18 protein-coding genes are annotated in these 16,705 nt (G+C 62.2%); 10 read left to right on the forward strand and 8 right to left on the reverse strand.

All coding sequences use genetic code 11. From position 1 onward, the window contains the following. Positions 1-854 precede the first annotated feature (854 nt). Together QMX81_RS11715 and QMX81_RS11720 are read right to left on the reverse strand one after the other, a co-directional pair. The gene (locus QMX81_RS11715; RefSeq protein WP_282261679.1) at positions 855-1,451 is read right to left on the reverse strand and encodes a hypothetical protein; all 597 of its coding nucleotides are present in this window, start codon (positions 1,449-1,451) and stop codon (positions 855-857) included. 825 nt (positions 1,452-2,276) lie between these two features. Further along, positions 2,277-2,621 carry a hypothetical protein gene (locus QMX81_RS11720; protein ID WP_282261680.1) on the reverse strand — a complete coding sequence of 115 codons (345 nt, stop codon included), beginning with the start codon at positions 2,619-2,621 and terminating at the stop codon, positions 2,277-2,279. Positions 2,622-2,934: 313 nt separating this feature from the next. On the opposite strand from QMX81_RS11720, the gene QMX81_RS11725 reads away from it, so the two are divergent. Further along, positions 2,935-3,381 (forward strand): hypothetical protein, encoded by a 447-nt coding sequence (locus QMX81_RS11725; RefSeq protein WP_282261682.1) that lies wholly within the window; start codon positions 2,935-2,937, stop codon positions 3,379-3,381. 72 nt (positions 3,382-3,453) lie between these two features. Here QMX81_RS11725 and QMX81_RS11730 read toward each other — a convergent pair whose 3' ends face one another. Continuing rightward, positions 3,454-3,963 carry a ferritin-like domain-containing protein gene (locus tag QMX81_RS11730; protein ID WP_282261687.1) on the reverse strand — a complete coding sequence of 170 codons (510 nt, stop codon included), beginning with the start codon at positions 3,961-3,963 and terminating at the stop codon, positions 3,454-3,456. A gap of 101 nt (positions 3,964-4,064) precedes the next feature. Then, a complete protein-coding gene (locus QMX81_RS11735; RefSeq protein WP_282261689.1) occupies positions 4,065-4,418 on the reverse strand; it encodes a response regulator in 354 nt (117 codons plus the stop codon). A 178-nt stretch (positions 4,419-4,596) separates the two neighbouring features. On the opposite strand from QMX81_RS11735, the gene QMX81_RS11740 reads away from it, so the two are divergent. The 3 genes from QMX81_RS11740 to QMX81_RS11750 all read left to right on the forward strand — a co-directional run bounded on the left by QMX81_RS11740 (position 4,597) and on the right by QMX81_RS11750 (position 6,587). Further along, on the forward strand, positions 4,597-5,745 hold the full coding sequence (locus tag QMX81_RS11740; protein WP_282261690.1) for a PAS domain-containing sensor histidine kinase: 1,149 nt from the start codon (positions 4,597-4,599) through the stop codon (positions 5,743-5,745). 1 nt (position 5,746) lies between these two features. After that, the gene (locus tag QMX81_RS11745; protein ID WP_282261692.1) at positions 5,747-6,103 is read left to right on the forward strand and encodes a response regulator; all 357 of its coding nucleotides are present in this window, start codon (positions 5,747-5,749) and stop codon (positions 6,101-6,103) included. 115 nt (positions 6,104-6,218) lie between these two features. Beyond that, entirely contained in the window at positions 6,219-6,587 is a 369-nt protein-coding gene (locus tag QMX81_RS11750; RefSeq protein WP_282261695.1) for a response regulator, read from the forward strand. 257 nt (positions 6,588-6,844) lie between these two features. Here QMX81_RS11750 and QMX81_RS11755 read toward each other — a convergent pair whose 3' ends face one another. Beyond that, positions 6,845-7,546 carry a glycosyltransferase gene (locus QMX81_RS11755; protein ID WP_282261697.1) on the reverse strand — a complete coding sequence of 234 codons (702 nt, stop codon included), beginning with the start codon at positions 7,544-7,546 and terminating at the stop codon, positions 6,845-6,847. 180 nt (positions 7,547-7,726) lie between these two features. On the opposite strand from QMX81_RS11755, the gene QMX81_RS11760 reads away from it, so the two are divergent. The 6 genes from QMX81_RS11760 (at position 7,727) to QMX81_RS11785 (ending at position 12,527) form a co-directional block, all read left to right on the forward strand. After that, on the forward strand, positions 7,727-7,891 hold the full coding sequence (locus tag QMX81_RS11760) for a hypothetical protein (RefSeq protein ID WP_282261698.1): 165 nt from the start codon (positions 7,727-7,729) through the stop codon (positions 7,889-7,891). Positions 7,892-7,931: 40 nt separating this feature from the next. Continuing rightward, a complete protein-coding gene (locus QMX81_RS11765) occupies positions 7,932-8,417 on the forward strand; it encodes a DUF4126 domain-containing protein (protein WP_282261699.1) in 486 nt (161 codons plus the stop codon). Then, complete coding sequence (locus tag QMX81_RS11770; protein WP_282261700.1) at positions 8,414-8,800, forward strand: sensory rhodopsin transducer; 387 nt, start codon at positions 8,414-8,416, stop codon at positions 8,798-8,800. The genes QMX81_RS11765 and QMX81_RS11770 overlap by 4 nt, the downstream gene beginning before the upstream one ends. A gap of 107 nt (positions 8,801-8,907) precedes the next feature. Beyond that, the gene (locus QMX81_RS11775; RefSeq protein ID WP_282261701.1) at positions 8,908-9,774 is read left to right on the forward strand and encodes an SDR family oxidoreductase; all 867 of its coding nucleotides are present in this window, start codon (positions 8,908-8,910) and stop codon (positions 9,772-9,774) included. A 33-nt stretch (positions 9,775-9,807) separates the two neighbouring features. After that, the gene (locus tag QMX81_RS11780) at positions 9,808-10,707 is read left to right on the forward strand and encodes an SDR family oxidoreductase (RefSeq protein ID WP_282261702.1); all 900 of its coding nucleotides are present in this window, start codon (positions 9,808-9,810) and stop codon (positions 10,705-10,707) included. Then, a complete protein-coding gene (locus QMX81_RS11785) occupies positions 10,704-12,527 on the forward strand; it encodes a glycoside hydrolase family 15 protein (protein ID WP_282261703.1) in 1,824 nt (607 codons plus the stop codon). The genes QMX81_RS11780 and QMX81_RS11785 overlap by 4 nt, the downstream gene beginning before the upstream one ends. Positions 12,528-13,065: 538 nt before the next feature. Here the strand turns inward: QMX81_RS11785 and QMX81_RS11790 are convergent. Genes QMX81_RS11790 through QMX81_RS11800 form a run of 3 tightly spaced genes read right to left on the reverse strand, consistent with a single transcriptional unit; the run spans position 13,066 to position 16,703 of the window. Continuing rightward, on the reverse strand, positions 13,066-13,875 hold the full coding sequence (locus tag QMX81_RS11790; RefSeq protein WP_282261705.1) for an OBAP family protein: 810 nt from the start codon (positions 13,873-13,875) through the stop codon (positions 13,066-13,068). Positions 13,876-13,916: 41 nt separating this feature from the next. Beyond that, on the reverse strand, positions 13,917-16,514 hold the full coding sequence (ligD, locus tag QMX81_RS11795) for a DNA ligase D (RefSeq protein ID WP_282261707.1): 2,598 nt from the start codon (positions 16,512-16,514) through the stop codon (positions 13,917-13,919). Positions 16,515-16,526: 12 nt separating this feature from the next. Then, entirely contained in the window at positions 16,527-16,703 is a 177-nt protein-coding gene (locus tag QMX81_RS11800) for a DUF3606 domain-containing protein (RefSeq protein WP_282261709.1), read from the reverse strand. Positions 16,704-16,705: the final 2 nt, after the last annotated feature.

Genomic DNA, 16,705 nt, shown 5'->3' on the forward strand with positions numbered 1-16,705 from the left:
CCGCTAACCTAAGCCCCGCCCCCTAACCCTCCCCCCCCCCGGGGGCGGGGGGCGCGGCGACGCGAGGCCGGCCGCAACCTCGGCCCCCATTGCCGGGGCAGATCAGCCGGCGCCCCCCCCTCGTCCAGACGTCCCACGCGGGGCCGGATGGGTCCTTCCCCCTGCCGCCCGTGCCTAGTGGAAGACCCCGGGGAGCGGGAACCCCAAAAGTGAAGGGGGTCGACTTGCCCCCTCTATCCTGGGCGTCGCACGGATCGTCGTCATCCACGTTCGCCTTGTCGGGGACGGTCCTGCCCTCCGTCATTGGCAGCCGCTCCGCCCCCTTATTTTGCTCAGCCCAACAGAACCCGCTCAGGGCTGCCGGTCCCGACTGCCGTCCAGCCACGCCCACCGAACCGAGCCGCTCCTTCGACACCGCCTGCTCGATCAGTGGCCACGGCGGCCTTGCGCTTCTTCAGGTGGGCGCACCGCGGCCAGCCTCACCAGCGCCTGCGCCTGCAACGGCGGCATCCTCATCGAGTGCCGCTGCGGAGTCCTCTGGACCCATCATCATCTGGTAGTGCCGCCGTGCTGGGTCTCTTCGAAAATCCGCTTGAACACCGACAGCTACCGACCGACCGTAGCTTCGTCCGCCACAACGTAGAGGTCATCGTTGAAATTGTGCGATCCATCATTGATCCATGAGAACAGCGATGCACAGATCTGCTGGTCACGCCCTGCAAATTTCGCGATGATCAAGACGCCCGCAGTACAAGCAGCCGGCGATGTGGCGGTCGAGTGAGGGCAAGGGGCTGTCTCCTAATCGCGGTCCTGGATGGTTGAATGAGTTTTGTGATTGGTTGGCAGACGCAACATCACGCCTCGCGCAGTGCAGTGATGGTCCAGCGAAACGGCTCGCGGTACTGCTCGGCTAGCGACGACTCCATAATCTGGCTGTAAGCCACCACGTTCCAATCTTGCGTGAGTTCGTGTTCGGCAAGCATCCGCGTCGCCCAGTCCGTGTCGGGCACGACGACACCGGCACACGAGGAGTCAAAGGCCAGCGCATCGGCGTGCAGGCGCCATTCCCGCTCCCACGTGAAGTCTACCGGCTCGTTGGCAGTGGGCTCGTAGGTCATATGTCGCCACTGATGGCTCGGGGGCAAGTCGCGGGCCTCAGCCAGCGGCTGGTAGATCACCGGACGCGCACATTGTGCGTAGAGCCAGCGCTTGTCGAACATCAGTCCGAACGGCGCGTAGCGTCCGTAATCCCATCGGTTGACGAGGCCTTCGGTGAGCGCGGCCAGTGGCGCCTCGGTGAAGCATACGCAGCGGTAGCGATTGAGGATCAACCGATCGCTGCCTCGTAGGCGGCCGTCGGCCAGGATCGTGCAGAGCCGTTCGTAGGCGGCTTCCGGGGAAGGGCCCTGCGTGAAGTGAATGAGCTGGTCGGACAAATCTGCACGTGACATTGAGCGTTATCCAGCGACTGCGCCTAGGGTTTGGTGAATATGAAAATGCATTTCGTAGAAAAAATCACGCCTTGTAGCCGACAGGGCTATCGCGATACCGTCGAGCACTATGCCCTTACCGACCTATCAAGAATTCAGTATCGTGTTTATATCGGCGCGACGCACCCAATCTAAATGAGCGATGGCTCGAAATAGATGCAGGCTCGAGCGCCAAATCCGGATCACTGCCCCACGACTGTCGAAGCGAGAATCATGGTTGCTCCGAATTCAACTATAGGGGCTGTGCGTGCCTCCGCAGAGTCTGCTACGGGTCGGAAGCCGCACTTCCCCACCCCTGATAAACATCCCTAACCGATCCCGTTGAGCGAGAAAGCTAAGACCGAGCCTGCACCCCATTTTGGCCAGCGGACGCCCCGACACTTGAGACAGGCGCGGCGAGTGACCAAGGGTGCATCCAAATAGGGGCGCCTGTTGCCTCGTCACTAAAGCGATAAAATTGGATAGCAGGTCCCTTGTGCTATCCGTGGGGCCAAGGTCCACTTCTGGCCACGAGCGGATCCCAGGTAGTCCGCCGGGAACTGGCCGCCTGTGTGGAGCGCCATCGCATTGGGTGGCATGGGTGGCATGGCTGAGGGTCATGCGCTCGCTCATCTGAACCCTCTGCACCTTCGATCTCCCCCGGGGGTACTAGAGTCTAGTTGAGTTATTCCGGCTGGATGACACCGCGCAGGGAATCGATACCGTGTCCAGTCTCTTGTCATCAGCCATGGTCATCCCGTGAGCGCCCTTGGAAGCATTTGGGCGGTCGGCGTCACTGGCGCCGTGTCACTGCATCGCTAAGTCCGCGGCCGAGGTAAACAATGACGGCCGAACGGTGTGGGGGGCATAGGCCATCTCGCCTGCGGCTGCGATGACTTCCAATACGCGGGGCGCAACAGGGCCAAAAGCCTTCCGTACTCCGATGAAGTGGACCCACGAGCCCTCCACCTCCACCTTTGCTCCGGCGAGCTCTGAGCACTGACTCACCAATTCTCGGAGGTTCTTGATCCAGGCCTCGCAGGGGAGCGCGTCCAGCTGGACCACGGTGGTGTCATCGCCCACGTACAGATCAGCCATCTCCATCCGAGTTACCCGCGGCGTTGCTGCCGTAAATTGTGGATAAGCACTCATACGTTTCTCCTGACAAGGTTGAAGACGAATATCCGCTCCCCAGACGGCACGGCGTGTCAGCGTGGCGTCAAGGGTCCGTCAAACCGAGGGAATCTCAGGCCCGTCAAGCGGAACGGGTAAGTCCCTCGTGCCGAAAACACATCGTCGTGCGAGCGGCTTTTCTAGAATTTCCGGACCAACCGATGCTTGACCTGTCAGGAGGAATCGCTATGAGCTTTAGACGCAGCCGGACCTTCAACATCGAAAGCCCGATCCCGCCATGGACGTAACGGCCTGGCATGTCCTATATGTCCTTTGGTTGGTTGCGGGCGCCATGGATTTCTGGCTGCACAGGGCCAGCAGTATCGAATCCACCTCGGGCATTCCGGAGTCAAGGCTGCACTTGGCTCAGATTGCGATCCTCGGGCTGGCGACGGTTCTTTGGCTGGGATTCGGAGCCTCGCATGGGCTTTTCGCCATCCTCTTGGCACTGGTGTGCCTGCACGCAATAACAGGCTATTGGGACACGCGGGTGGCCTATCCCAAGCGCGCGATTCGCCCCTTGGAGCAGCACGTTCACAGTATTCTGGACTTAGCGCCGTGGGTCGCGGTAGGTGCCGTTTACTGGTCACTGCCCAGCACCCATGTCGGACCAGTCGTGGCGTTTGACCCGGCGCCAGCCGCCTTATGGGCCTTTGCGCTTGTGCCCGCGATGCTTCTGGTGGTCTTGCCGGCCCTGGGTGAACTCCGTCGATGCTTGAGCTATCGGCGGACAAGATAAACCGGGCGTCCTCGTCGCCCCGTCGGAGAGTGAAACCCCTCCGACGGGGCGTCGGCAATGATGAGCGGGACTTTACTTCTTTGCCTCAACACCGGGGGCGGCATCGCGCACCAGGAACTCTTCGGTAACTTCCGGCAAATGCGTTGCAAGCCAGTATGCCATCGCCTCTTCCTGGACCAGAATTTCCTGACACACGCGTGCGGTTTCCGGGTCACCGGCGGTCTTGGCCGCTGCGATCAAAGCGGTGTATGAGGCAATTTCAAAGTGCTCGAACACGTAGCCGGCCATCGCGCCTTTCACGATCTCGTCGGATGCGGTCATCCCACCCAGCGCCTGGCCGAATGCGGCCATTTTTCCCATCACGTCTTTGATGGTGGATGGAGAGCCGCCGAGGCGCTTGATGCAGCCCTCGAGCAGCTCTCGTTGTCCGATCGTCTCTTGGATGTGCTCTTCGATCCGCGCCTTCAGCACGGGATAGTGCTCAATACGGGACGCCTGCCCCTTCAACATCGTCTCCGCCTGCTGCTCCATTGCATGGGCGTCGCGCAGCCAGTCAAGCAGGTTCTCTTTGGGTTCGGCCATGGAAATCTCCTGGTTGGACAAGGGAGAACGCACCCTATCCAGCGAGGCATCGCCGGGAGGCGATGTTTGGGTGAAGACCAGGCGAAGTTATAAAGACCCGGTCAAGCCGACAGCTTCCCTTGAAGCTCAGTGATCGCGCGATGGATGTCTTTGAGACGAAACGGCTTCTCCATCAGCGGGGCGCGCTTGAAGCGCTCAGGCAAAGTGGTTTTACCAAACCCCGTTGTAAAGACAAACGGGATTCCCCGCTCCATCAGAACGTCTGCAACAGGGAAGGACTCTTGCCCATGCAGATTGACGTCCAGCATTGCCACATCGAACGCGACACTTTTCGCGCGCTCCAGAGCGTCCGGCAGGTACTCCGCCTTCTCAACGACCGCGTAACCAAGGGTCTTGATCGACTCCTCAAGCACATACATCAAGCTCGGCTCATCCTCTACCAGGAATACACTCACTGCTCCCATTCCGTCTGCCATACGGCCACCCTCCCGCGTGTCGCGTTCTATCCATGCAGATACAGTGTGACCATGACGCAGCATCAGTGTGTAAAGGCCACATCAAAGCGAGCACGGGAGCACGCATTTTTACGATTTCTTTACAAACCATCCCTTAGGGTGACGCGATGCCGGGGAGATGGACGTGACACAGTTGGAACACCCCAAAGACGTGTTGAATGACGAGTCCCGACAGTTCGCCCTCTTGGTCAACTCCGTCACTGACTATGCAATTTACATGCTTGACGAGCATGGCGTAATTCGGACTTGGAACCCGGGCGGGCAGCGGATCAAGGGCTACACCGCCCAAGATGTCATTGGAACAAATTTCTCCCGGTTCTACCTCCCCGAGGATGCCGCTGCGGGCGTGCCTCAGCGCAACCTGCGGACAGCAGCCGCGGAGGGACGGTGTATCGAGGAGGGGTGGCGGGTCCGGCAAGACGGTTCACGCTTCTTGGCAAGCGTAGTGATCGATCCCATCTGGGTCGACGGCACGTTGGTGGGATACGCCAAAGTGACCAGAGACATCACTGAGCGTCATGACGCTCAAGAGCGGCTAGAAAAGGTCCAGCACAGCCTGCTGCAAGCACAGAAAATGGAAGCCATCGGCAAGCTGACCCTTGGATTGGCCCATGACTTCAATAACCTCCTGACCATCATTGTCAACTGCCTTGACCTCATCAGCTTGAGGGTTAAGGACGGCCCTGCGTCGAAGCTGATAGAGACGGCCCTACGGGCGGCGGAGCGTGGGGCGCTGCTCTCGCGACAACTACTGACGTTTGGCCGAGGCCAGAAGCTGTCTCCCGAACCCTTGAATGTCGCCGCCGCGCTGCGAGAATCCCATGAACTCTTGCAGCGTTCGGCGGGAGACGGGGTCGAGGTGACCTTCGACCTCGACCAGCATCTCCCCTTGGTATTCGTCGACAAGGCACAACTTGAGGCAGCGGTCCTAAACCTCGTGTGCAACAGCCGCGATGCGATGCCCGACGGCGGCACTATCACCATCTCAGCCAGCGCCAAGGAGACCCTCGATCCTGCCTCAGAGGGTCACGCCCCTGCGCCTCACGTCTGCGTGACCGTTGCGGATGATGGTGAGGGCATTCCAATCGCCCAGCAGGCACGCGTGTTCGAACCATTTTTCACCACAAAGCCCGTGGGACGGGGCAGCGGTCTAGGGCTTAGCCAGGTGTTTGGTTTCACGAAACAATCAGGCGGCTTTCCCCAACTGAGCAGCGTTCCGGGAAAAGGGACCCGCATTGTGCTTTGCTTTCCTATCCACGAGCCTTGATATGCCCATTAATTTGCTGTTCGTTGAAGACGAAGCCGATTTGCGCTCGGTGGTGACCCAAGCGTTGTCCGATCAGGGTTTCGCGGTCACCCCCGCATCCGATGGAATAGAAGCGATCGCCCAGTTGAGGGGTGAAACGCAATACGCCGTGGTGGTTACGGATGTCAGCATGCCGGGTGGTGTTTCAGGCCTTGAGGTGGCGGCTGCGGTCGCCGAAACGCAGCCCGGCGCCCGTGTGTTGGTGGTGTCCGGGCTCCAGCGCTCCCAGCTCCCCCCCATTCCTGCGTCCGTGCGTTTTCTGCCGAAGCCTTACCGCTTCAAACAGCTCATCACTGCGATCCACGAACAATTGAATTGAGCCACGAATCCATCGCCTATCGGCGCGTGCATGTCAACGCAGAGCCAAAAGCCCTTGGCTCGACGTTGACACGTCGAAGAGGACGATTCGATTCTCTCCGCAACTTCATTAGTTCATGACCCGTCCGGCTGAATCTGAATCAGGCAGTGTCATTTTGGTAGTCGAGGACGAGATCGAGCTCTCCAGGCTTTTTGTCGAGGCTTTAGGCGATGCGGGATTTCGGGTCGTGCCTGCGTATTCTGTTGCCGATGCGCTAAGCTCCCTTGCCAGCCACACCGTTGATGCGGCCATTTTGGACGTTGAGCTGCGAGACGGGCCGGTGTTCCCTGTTGCAGATCAAATGGCGGCTCGTGGAATCCCGTTCTTATTCGCTTCCGCTGTCTACTTTCAAGCGGTTCCGAAGCGGCATCAGGGCGCGCCATTTGTCACCAAACCGTTCAGTGTCAAAGAGCTTCTGCACCTGGTGAGTAGGCTCAGGCCCTAGTGCAGCTATGGCGATTCAGGGCGCACATGAGCATCCCTGCTCCCACGTGCAACTTGGGGCTATTCGTAGATGCTCCAACTTTGCCCTCGTCCCGCTTTTCCACCTTGTGGACGAATGCCCCTCGCCCAAGATGGTCACGCGAGACCATGCACCCCCGGACTGCCGGGAGCTTGGAAAGCACCGGACATTGTCCCCGCATACGGCGACCGGGCAGCGGAGCCATCCACCTGGGGTCTGGACTTCCTCTGGCCTCAGCGTCATCGCACCAGTTCCCGCGATGGTAACAACGCCCCACCCGCTTCGAGCACTTCGCGTTCCAAGGCACGCAGGAAGCCACTGAACCCGTGAGGTGCCCTGGCTGACCGGCGGGCACTCGTGGTGACGACTGGTCGAGCTCGCCAAGCGATGCTGGCCCCCGAGCGCTGAAGCGCCTGAGCCAGCGCCACATCCTCCCCCGTGAACAGCGGTGAGAAGCCGCCCACCTCCCGATAGGCCGCAGCACTGACACCCATGTTGGCACCGTGGATATGGCGATGGCCTTCGCGCGCATGCTCGCGCCTAGCGAATGCTTGGCGCACGGCAGCCGGGTAATCAAGCCAGTCACGCACCTCCACTACGCCGCAAAACGCATCGGCCCCACAGCTTGCTTGTTTCCAGAGCCAGTCAAACGGGACGTGCGTATCGGCGTCAGTGCTGGCTATCCAGCGCGCACCCAAGCCAAGGGCATGGCTGGCAGCCGCCGCACGTGCCACGCCCACGCACCGTGCCTCAATCGAGATGGCCACGGCACCGTGGTGCAAACATACGTCTGGCGTTTTATCGGTGCAGGCATCGAGCGCCACGACTGCCACTACGGGCTCGCCTCGAAGTCCAGGATGCCTGGCGGCCACGGTGATTGATTCCAGGCAGCGGCCAATGTCTGCTGCCTCATTGTGGGCCGGAACTATCACTGCGATCACCGCAGGCCCTCCCTGGTCGGTCCATGCATCGTAAGGTCCTCCGCCCGTTGCGACGAACAGATACCCGCGTCAACGTAGCCAGACGGTGACCGCGGCGTCGTGAAAATGTGGAGTCCGCCCAAACGCCGTTCTCATGGCGGCGGGAGCAGCATAGAGGTTGACACCAACACGGAGCGACCCATGAGCAAACTGCCCCTTAATCCCGGCGCCGACGTGGATGACCAGGATAAAGCGCACACCCCGGACAAGCTCCGGAACGATGACGCCACGTGGAAAGACAAGGACATGCCTGAGGCGGAGCACACCGCCAAACCGGAAGATTACGAGCGTCCGGCAAAGCCCTGAGGGCCGGCTCCGGCGATTCCGCCCTATTCAGGAGAGCCAGATGGCCTTGATCCATTCGATTTTGATGGGAGCCGTCGCAGGAATGCGCGCGATGACCCCCTTGGCCGCGGTGACCAACGCCGCGCGGAGCGGTAACTTGCCGGCCGATAACGGTGCCCCTCGCCTTCTGGCCAACAAGCTCGCTTCCGCAGGGATGCTCGCGTTGGCAGGCGGTGAGCTCGTTGGTGACAAGATGAAAACGGCCCCCGACCGCATCGTTCCGGCAGGCATGGTTGCGCGCGTCGCTACCGGGATGATTGCAGGCGCAGCGCTCGCTCCCCATCGGCAGCGAAAGCTGGGCGCGCTTCTGGGTGCAGGCGCCGCCGTTGGTATGGCCTACGTGACCTTCAACCTGCGCATGCGGGCGATCGCCCGCTACGGTCAAAGCAGCACCGGCGCCGTGGAAGACGCCATTGCCGTCGGCAGTGCTGCCCTCATCACACAATGGGCTGCCGGGGGCGCCAAGCCAAGGGGACGTCGCGGATGAACCTCAATGAGCCGACGTCCCTCGGTCGGCGGTGCTGGGCTATCGCCGAGGGCTACATCCCTGCGTGGAGCAACGGGCCGGAACCAGAGCTGCAAAGCCACGAGACCTGCTGCATCCTCAACACCGGTTCCACCGATGCGGCGATCACCCTGACGCTGTATTTCGAGGATCGCGACCCGCAGGGCCCTTACCGCTTCACCGTCCCCGCCCGGCGCACGTGTCACAAGCGCTTCAACGATCTCGAGGTGCCTGCCCCGGTGCCCCGTGGCGTGGGTTTTTCGTGCGTCATCGAATCCGATGTTCCGGTCGTCGTCCAGCACACCCGGCTTGATTCACGCCAAGCCGAGAACAGCATCATGACGACCATCGCCTACCCGCTCTGACCCTCCGGTCGATCCGACCCCTGCACATCGCATCGACACCACTGGGCCGCGACGTTTACCAAGGCGTCCGCACACTGACCTTCCTCAACCCAATAGAGGCTCAGCAAATGCCCGTGCCCAACTATCCCCGGCCGCCGTTCAAGGCGCAGCAGCAGTCGTTTCCCGGCAAGACCGACAAGCTCGATCCTCGGCCAGACCACGGTGAGGAAAGCTACGTTGGTCACGGCATGCTGAAAGGCAAGAAAGCGCTGATTACCGGCGGCGACAGCGGTATTGGTGCGGCAGTAGCCATTGCCTACGCCCGGGAAGGCGCCGATGTGGCGATCGCGTTCCTTGAGGGCGAGGAGAAGGATGCCGCCAGCATTGGGGTCCTCATAGAAGAGGCGGGCCAGAAGGCCGTCCTGTGCCCCTGCGACATCAGCGACGACGCCCAGGCTGAAGCGCTCATCGAGCAGGTCACTCGCGAACTCGGGGGCCTGGACATTCTGGTCAACAACGCCGCGTATCAGCGCTACTACGAATCCTTTGATGACATCACGTTGGACGACTGGCGAAAGACGTTCGATACCAATGTGCATGCCGTCTTCAACCTGACCCGTTTGTGCGTGCCGCACCTGCAGGACGGCGGCTCGGTCATCAATACCGCCTCCGTGAACTCCAAGAAGCCCACGCCCAACATCCTGCCTTACTCGGCCACCAAGGGCGCGGTGGCCAACCTCACCATCGGCCTGGCCGGTCTTCTCGCCGAGAAGGGCATCCGTGTCAACGCAGTATTGCCCGGCCCGATCTGGACGCCTTTCATTCCCGCCGGCATGGCCGCAGAGGAAGTTGAGCAGTTCGGCAGCCAGACCCCGTTCGGTCGTCCCGGCCAGCCGGCAGAGCTCGCCTCGGCCTATGTGATGCTCGCTGCCGACAGCGCGAGCTACACCTCCGGCGCACTGCTTACCGTCTCCGGCGGCGCGGTCACCCTGTAAGGCCTGTATCTCCCTCCTCCCCCAAGGATTCCAATGACGTCCCGCAACCAATACGACATGCAGAACCCGCTGACCCAGTTCCCACAGCCGACCTACCCGGCCCAGGTTCAAACCCCGCCCGGCACTGTTCATGAGCTCAAGCCGGCGGCCGACCATGGCGAGAAAAGCTACGTAGGCCTGGGGCGCATGAAGGGTCGCAAGGCGCTGGTGACCGGCGCCGATTCCGGCATCGGCCGCGCGGTGGCCATTGCCTTCGCGCGCGAAGGCGCCGACGTGGCGCTGAACTACCTGCCCGAAGAAGAAGACGACGCTGCCGAAGTGGTGGCGCTGATTGAAGCCGAAGGCCGCAAGGCGATCGCCATCCCGGGTGACCTCCAGGACGAGCAGTTCTGCGGCGACTTGGTGGCGCAGGCGGTCAAGGGCCTGGGCGGGCTGGACGTGGTCGCCAACATCGCCGGCAAACAGTTGGCCGTGGAAAAGATCGAAGACCTCACCTCCGAGCAATTCGACGCCACCTTCCGCACCAACGTGCACGCGCTGTTCTGGGTGTGCAAGGCTGCCCTGCCGCATCTGCCGGCCGGCGCCACCATCATCAACACCGCGTCCATCCAGGCTTATCAGCCCTCGCCCAACCTGCTGGACTACGCTCCCACCAAGGCGGCCATTGTGAACTTTACCAAGGCCCTGGCCCAGCAGGTGGCCCAGCGCGGCATCCGCGTGAACGCGGTCGCTCCGGGTCCGATCTGGACGCCCTTGCAGCCTGCAGGCGGACAGCCGCCCGAGGCTATCCCGGAGTTCGGCTCGCAGACGCCGCTGAAGCGTGCGGGCCAGCCGGTGGAAATGGCGTCGGCCTACGTCCTGCTGGCCACCCAGGAGTCGAGCTACATCACCGGCGAGGTGATCGGCGCCACCGGCGGCATGCTGCTGCCGTGACCGCTGGCTCCAGCGATGCCGATAGCGTGCCTGCCGAGCGCGACGCGGACGGGTATGCGCCCATCCACTCCTACGCCGCCATTGGCGATGGGCGCTCCAGTGCGCTCATCGCGCCGGATGGCAGCATCGACTGGTGGTGCGCCCCGTGCATGGACGCACCGCCCTTGCTCGACCGCCTGCTCGATGCCCCGGCCGGCGGTCGTTTTGTGCTCCAAGCCCGCGACGTTCAGCAGGTGCAGCGGCGCTACCGCGACAACAGCAACGTGTTGGAAACGCACGTCCGCACCGACACCGGCCTGGCCCAGGTGACCGAGTCGCTCAACAGCGGCCCGGCCGGGCGGCTGCCTTGGTCCGAGCTGGGCCGCCGGCTGGAAGGCTTGGAGGGAGAGGTCACCTTCGATCTGCTCTACCAGCCGGGCACCCGGGCTGGGGCCTGCACGCCCTGGATGAGCGATACCCCAAACGGATGCGTGCATCACGCCGGCCCCGTGATGACGATGCTGCGCTATTCCGAACGCGTGCAGATCGGCAATTGCGATGACCGGGAACTCCGCGGCACCGTGACCCTTCGGACCGGCGACAAGGAGATCATCGCTCTGCTCGCCTCTCAGGACGAAGTGCTCCCAGTTCCGCCTTTAGTGGATATCGATACCCGCATCGACCGCTCCGATCGGGAGTGGCGCCAGTGGGTGGACGACCTGCACTGCGACGCAAGCCGCCGCGCTGAAGTCATCCGATCGGCGCTGGCGCTCAAATTCCTTTGGTTCGCGCCCACCGGGGCCATCGCCGCAGCGGTGAGCGCTTCGTTGCCCGAGCGCATCGGCGGCGACAAGAACTGGGACTACCGCTACGCCTGGGTTCGCGATGCCGCATACGTCATCAAGACCTTCCTGCGCGTGGGTGCCCTGCCCGACGCCAAGGCCGGCTTCAGCTGGCTGATGACCACCATCGGTCGCCACCGTCCCGGGCTTGCGCCGTGCTACACCCTTCGCGGCGAGCGGGTCGAAGAGGAACGCTGTATCGATGTGCCGGGCTACCGCAACAGCCAACCAGTGCGCGTGGGTAATGCGGCCTCTGAGCAGTTGCAGACCTGCGCCTACGGCGACGTATTGGAAATGGCCAGCCGGATGATCGAAGCCGGCCACATCCTCGACCCCACAACTGCCCGGCTCTTGTTCGAACTGGCTGACGAATGCGCCGACAACTGGATGCGCAAGGACAGCGGCTTCTGGGAACTGGGCGACGCGCAGCACTACACGATGTCCAAGGTGGAATGCTGGATGGCGCTCCGCCGAGCCTGCGAACTCGCCGAGGCTGGCCACATCACCACTGCCCGTCTGCCGCGCTGGCAGCGCGAGAAAGAGCGCATCCTGGACTGGATCGACGAGCACTGCTGGGATAAGGCAAAGCAGAGCTACGTGATGCATGCCGGCAGCGACCGGCTGGACGCGAGCCTGATGCTCGCTTCGCGCTTCGGCTTGGGCGAACTGCGCCGGGAGCGTTTCATCGCTACTCGGGAGGCCATTCGGTGCGAACTGTCGGATGAAAGCGGGGATCTGCTGTGGCGCTACAGCGGCATGCAGGACTGCGAAGGCACGTTCATCAGTTGCGCGTTTTGGATGGTGGAAGCCTACGGCCTGCTGGGGGAGGCAGAAGAAGCGGATCGCTTGTTCGGATCGTTGCTGGCCCGCGTCCAGAACGACGTGGGCCTTATGCCAGAGATGTGGGATCCCCAAGCCGATGAAGGGCTGGGCAATACGCCGCAGGGCCTGAGTCACTTAGCCTTGGTGCACGCCGCTTATGCGATAGATGGCGACTAAGGCGGACGTCGGACATCTCGAAATGCGGTCTGAGGGGTCCGAGCCCGTCATCGGCATCCCTATCCCAAGGGGCGGTGCAGCGTTGACGGAACAACGCTGCGTCCCTTCACGACAACCCCGTCACGGGTTTCCGGAGATGCTCTGGTCAGCCCCCCCTGTTCAGGAGCAACGATGCCCACCTCAGCATCTTTTGTCATTCGCTCCTTTGAAGCGAGCTATGCCTCTACTGGCGACGTAGAGCGAATCCTGGCGCTTACCGTCGAATGCAGCCATTGCAGCACGACCACCGCGTCCTCCCGTGGCTCCCTAATAGAGCTTCCGGGCGGCGCGCTTTTCCGCTGCGGCCAGTGTGGCTCGCATCACGCCGTCAGCAACGCGCGGCTCTCGGCTTTTGGGGAGCCTTCCAAGCGTTCGGCGCAGCACCCTTTGGCACCGAGAATACCGCTCAGCCCAATGCTGCCGGTGTTCCAACGGGCTCTGGTCATCGAAACCCGGTAACAGCCTACGGACGTCTTGGTCTTGACCTCGACGCCCGCCATCACACTTCTGAGCTGCCCTTGGACGTCGCGTTCTTGTCCCCGTCGGACGGCGCGTCAGGTTCATCTTTCCCTGCGTGAACATGCCCGCCGGTCGGGTCCTCGATCTGGATGACCTTCCCCTTCTGCCACGCATCCGCCCCTGCATCGATGGGGGGCGCGGCGATATCGGCACGACGCTTCCGCTTGTCCTCACTACTGACCCCGAGCCGGGCGTCACGGGCAGCGACCATGGCCGGGTCCGCTTGGCCGTCTGCGGTGAACCCCATCATCAGCTGCGGCATGCCTCGGGGCAGGTCCTTGTCCAGGTCTGTGTGCCATGTGTGCCAGGTCTTGCCATACGTGTGGATGAGCTTCTCCATCAGCGCATGCTCGGCCACCTCGGGAATCCCCGGCGCAATGAGCTGACCCGATTTCACCTCTTGAACATGGCTGTGCCACAGCGCTTTTTCCTGCTCAGGAAGGCCTGCAAACAGCTTCTCACTGATGATGTATTCCACCCCCATCAGCTTGGCGTCTTTCACATTGCCGTCGTAGATCGTGCACTGGATGACATCCTCGTTGAGGATGGAGCAGTAGTGATGGGCTTCCATCTGGACCTTCATCTGGCCGTTGTAGAAATGGAACCCGTCCAGATAGGCGTTGATGGCGTCGACCGGAGGCCGGTCCTGCAGCACGGCCGCCCCGGTCTCTAGCGCTTTGGTCTTCGCGCTTTCTTCGGCCCCGGGCGCTTGGACGCTGGACTCTGTGTTCCCACCGCCGCACGCAGACAGGACAAGCGCGACGGCGGCGCAAACGATGGATCGACGCATAGTGATTCCTCCTGAAAAGCAACGGCAGCTGGTAAGTGGGATCAGTCGTCCTGTGCCCACCGTGCCAAGTTCTGTTGGATTGATTCGATACCTTCCCAAGGATCCTTGCGCCTGCGTTTGAGCTTGGCGGGCACGTCCTTCATGGTGAAGCTATCGGCCCGGGTGAGCTTCGACAGCTCGCTCCACGCGATGGGCATTGCCACCGGCGCGCCGGGCCTGCCTCGCAAGGAATAGGACGCCACGGCGGTAGCCCCTCGGCCGTTGCGCAGGTAGTCGACGAAGATGCGTTTGTTGCGCAGGCTTTTGGTCGACGTCGCCAAGAATCGCTGCGGCTCGGACTGTGCCAAAGCGTCTGCGAATCCATGAGCAAACCGCTTGGTCAAATCCCAATCGCATCCCGGATTCAACGGCACCACCACGTGCAAGCCTTTGCCTCCGGAAACGCGCAGGAAGGACTCCAGCTCCAACTGCTGAAGGAGCTTCCTTATGTCGGTTGCAGCTTTCTTGACCTCGGAGAACGGCACGTCTGGGCCCGGGTCAAGATCGAACACCACACGATCGGCGCGGTCGGGCGAATCGGCGTGGCTGCCCCAAGGGTGGAACTCCAAGGCGTTGAACTGCACAAGCTCCAAGAGACTGGCGGCGTCGTCGACCACCAGGTAGTAGGCATTGATCCCACTGTCTTCCTTGAGCTTCACCGAAGTGACCAACTCCAGCCCCGCAGTGTGGTGTTTCTGGAAGAAGCACGGCCGGCCGGTGCCAGCTGGGCAGCGGATGATCGACAGTGGACGCCCAACGATCTCAGGCAGCAGATGGTCCATAACCGCGCTGTAGTAGTCCCACACCTCCTGCTTGGTGGCCTTGATGTCGGGAAAGATCACCTTGGACGGGCTGGAGAGCTTTGGGGGAACCCGCTCTCCTGCACCCGCCCTGCCCTTGCTGTTCGTGGGTTTGACGGCGACACCGCGCTCGGGTTTGGTGACGGCTTGCTTCCCACGTTTGTTCGGCTTGGCAGATGTAGCACCGCCGCCGGTATCGCTGCTCCAATCCGAGTCCTTTAGATCGGCCACGTCTTTGTCGGGCCGCACCGCTTTCAGCGACGCTTGGCGCAGCAATTGTTGCCCGCCAATGCCTCGGTAAAAGACCTCGACGACAAACCGGGGCGCAAACCAGGTGGCGGCCCGCAAGTCCGTCTCTGTCGTTGGGACATGTGCGGTGGGCTTCTTCCCGCCGGCGATGCCGATCAGCGCCGTCAGCTCCCCGATCAGGGTGTCCGAAAACCCCGAGCCGACGCGCCCCACGTAGAGCCACCCATGCTCGGGGTCGGGCTTGGCCAGTAGCAACGATCCGAAACCAGTGCGGCTTCCTTTGGGTGCCGTGTAGCCGACCACAGCAAATTCGTCGCTGGCCAACTGCTTGGTCTTCTTCCAATCCTCACCTCGGCCGCCGTGGTAGCCGCGATCGGCGCGCTTGGAGATGATGCCCTCGAAATGCTGCTCACCCGCCAAACGATAGGCCGCCTCCCCATCGCCGGCGATGTGCGAGCTCATGGCCAAATGGGATGAGGCTCCCTTCAAGACGTCCTCCAACAGCTCCTTTCGTTCCAGCAGCGGCGCATCCGCAATGTCCACGCCATTGATATGCAGAAGGTCAAAGAGCGCATACGACAGCGCACCCTGGCGCTCGCCAGATAGGGTGGCTTGAAGCAGATTAAAGTCTTCCTTCGTCCCGCGCCCCGCGATCAACTCCCCGTCCAAGGCGGCGGATTTCAAACCGAGTGCAGCGACGGCATCACGTATCTCGGGAATCTTGTTGGTCCATTCCAACGCGTTGCGCGACCACAAGCGAACCTCGCCTTGCGCTACCGTGGCCAGGATCCGGTAGCCGTCCCATTTGATCTCGTGAACCCACTGGTCGCCCTTGGGTGGCGAGTCGCCCAGCTTGGCCAACTGGGGTTCGAACGGACCCTGGGGGGCCTCGGCCTTTTTAGCACTGGTCAGCGCCAACGCCCTCTTGGCCCAATCCACGCGTCGAGCGGGTTTTGCGACGGGGATCGCCTTGAGCCGCTTCTTGTCGGGCTTCCCGCTGCCGGCCCGTTTGAGGTCTGCGGCAGGGGGCGCGGCGACATCCCCCAACAGGTCATCGGCCTCGACCTGGCTGGCGTAGGCATCGGCCTCCTTGAAGAGAAGCCACTGCGGTTGGCGCGCCGGCTTGCCGGAGCGGACCAGGTGCCATCCGCCTTTGAGCTTGGATCCGAACAGTTCGAAGCGCAGATGTCCTTTGGCGAGTTGGGCCTCGGGATCCCCTTCGGTGGCCCAGACCCCGTGATCAAACTGGGCGACGTGGCCCCCACCATATTCGCCCTTGGGGATCTCGCCTTCGAAGCTGGCGTAGTCGACGGGATGGTCTTCCACCTCAACAGCCATCCGCTTGACCTTCGGGTCGTAGCTTGGCCCTTTGGGCACGGCCCAGCTCTTCAGCGCGTCACCAAGCTGGAGGCGGAAGTCGTAGTGACGACGGCTGGCATGATGCAACTGAACGACAAAGATGGCCCGCTGCCCGGCGGGTAGTGCCTTGCCGGGTTCGGGCTCTTTGGTCTTGCTAAAGCTGCGCTTGCGGCGATATTCGGTGAGGGACATGCCTCGCGCCCGTCACTTGCCCAGGTGCTCACGAACCGCCGCCGAGGTGGGGCCGACGGCCTTGACCGCTTCCCTTAGCTGGGCAGCCGTAACGCCCAATGTCTTGGTCCAATACTGGACCTCGTAATCTTCATTGACGTTGATTCGGTCGCGATCCGGGGAACCGGTCTTCTTCTTGTCGTCAGTCATGG

The sequence above is a fragment of the Stenotrophomonas sp. PS02301 genome, assembly GCF_029959485.1.
In the GTDB taxonomy this organism is placed as follows: Bacteria; Pseudomonadota; Gammaproteobacteria; order Xanthomonadales; family Xanthomonadaceae; genus Stenotrophomonas; species Stenotrophomonas maltophilia_Z.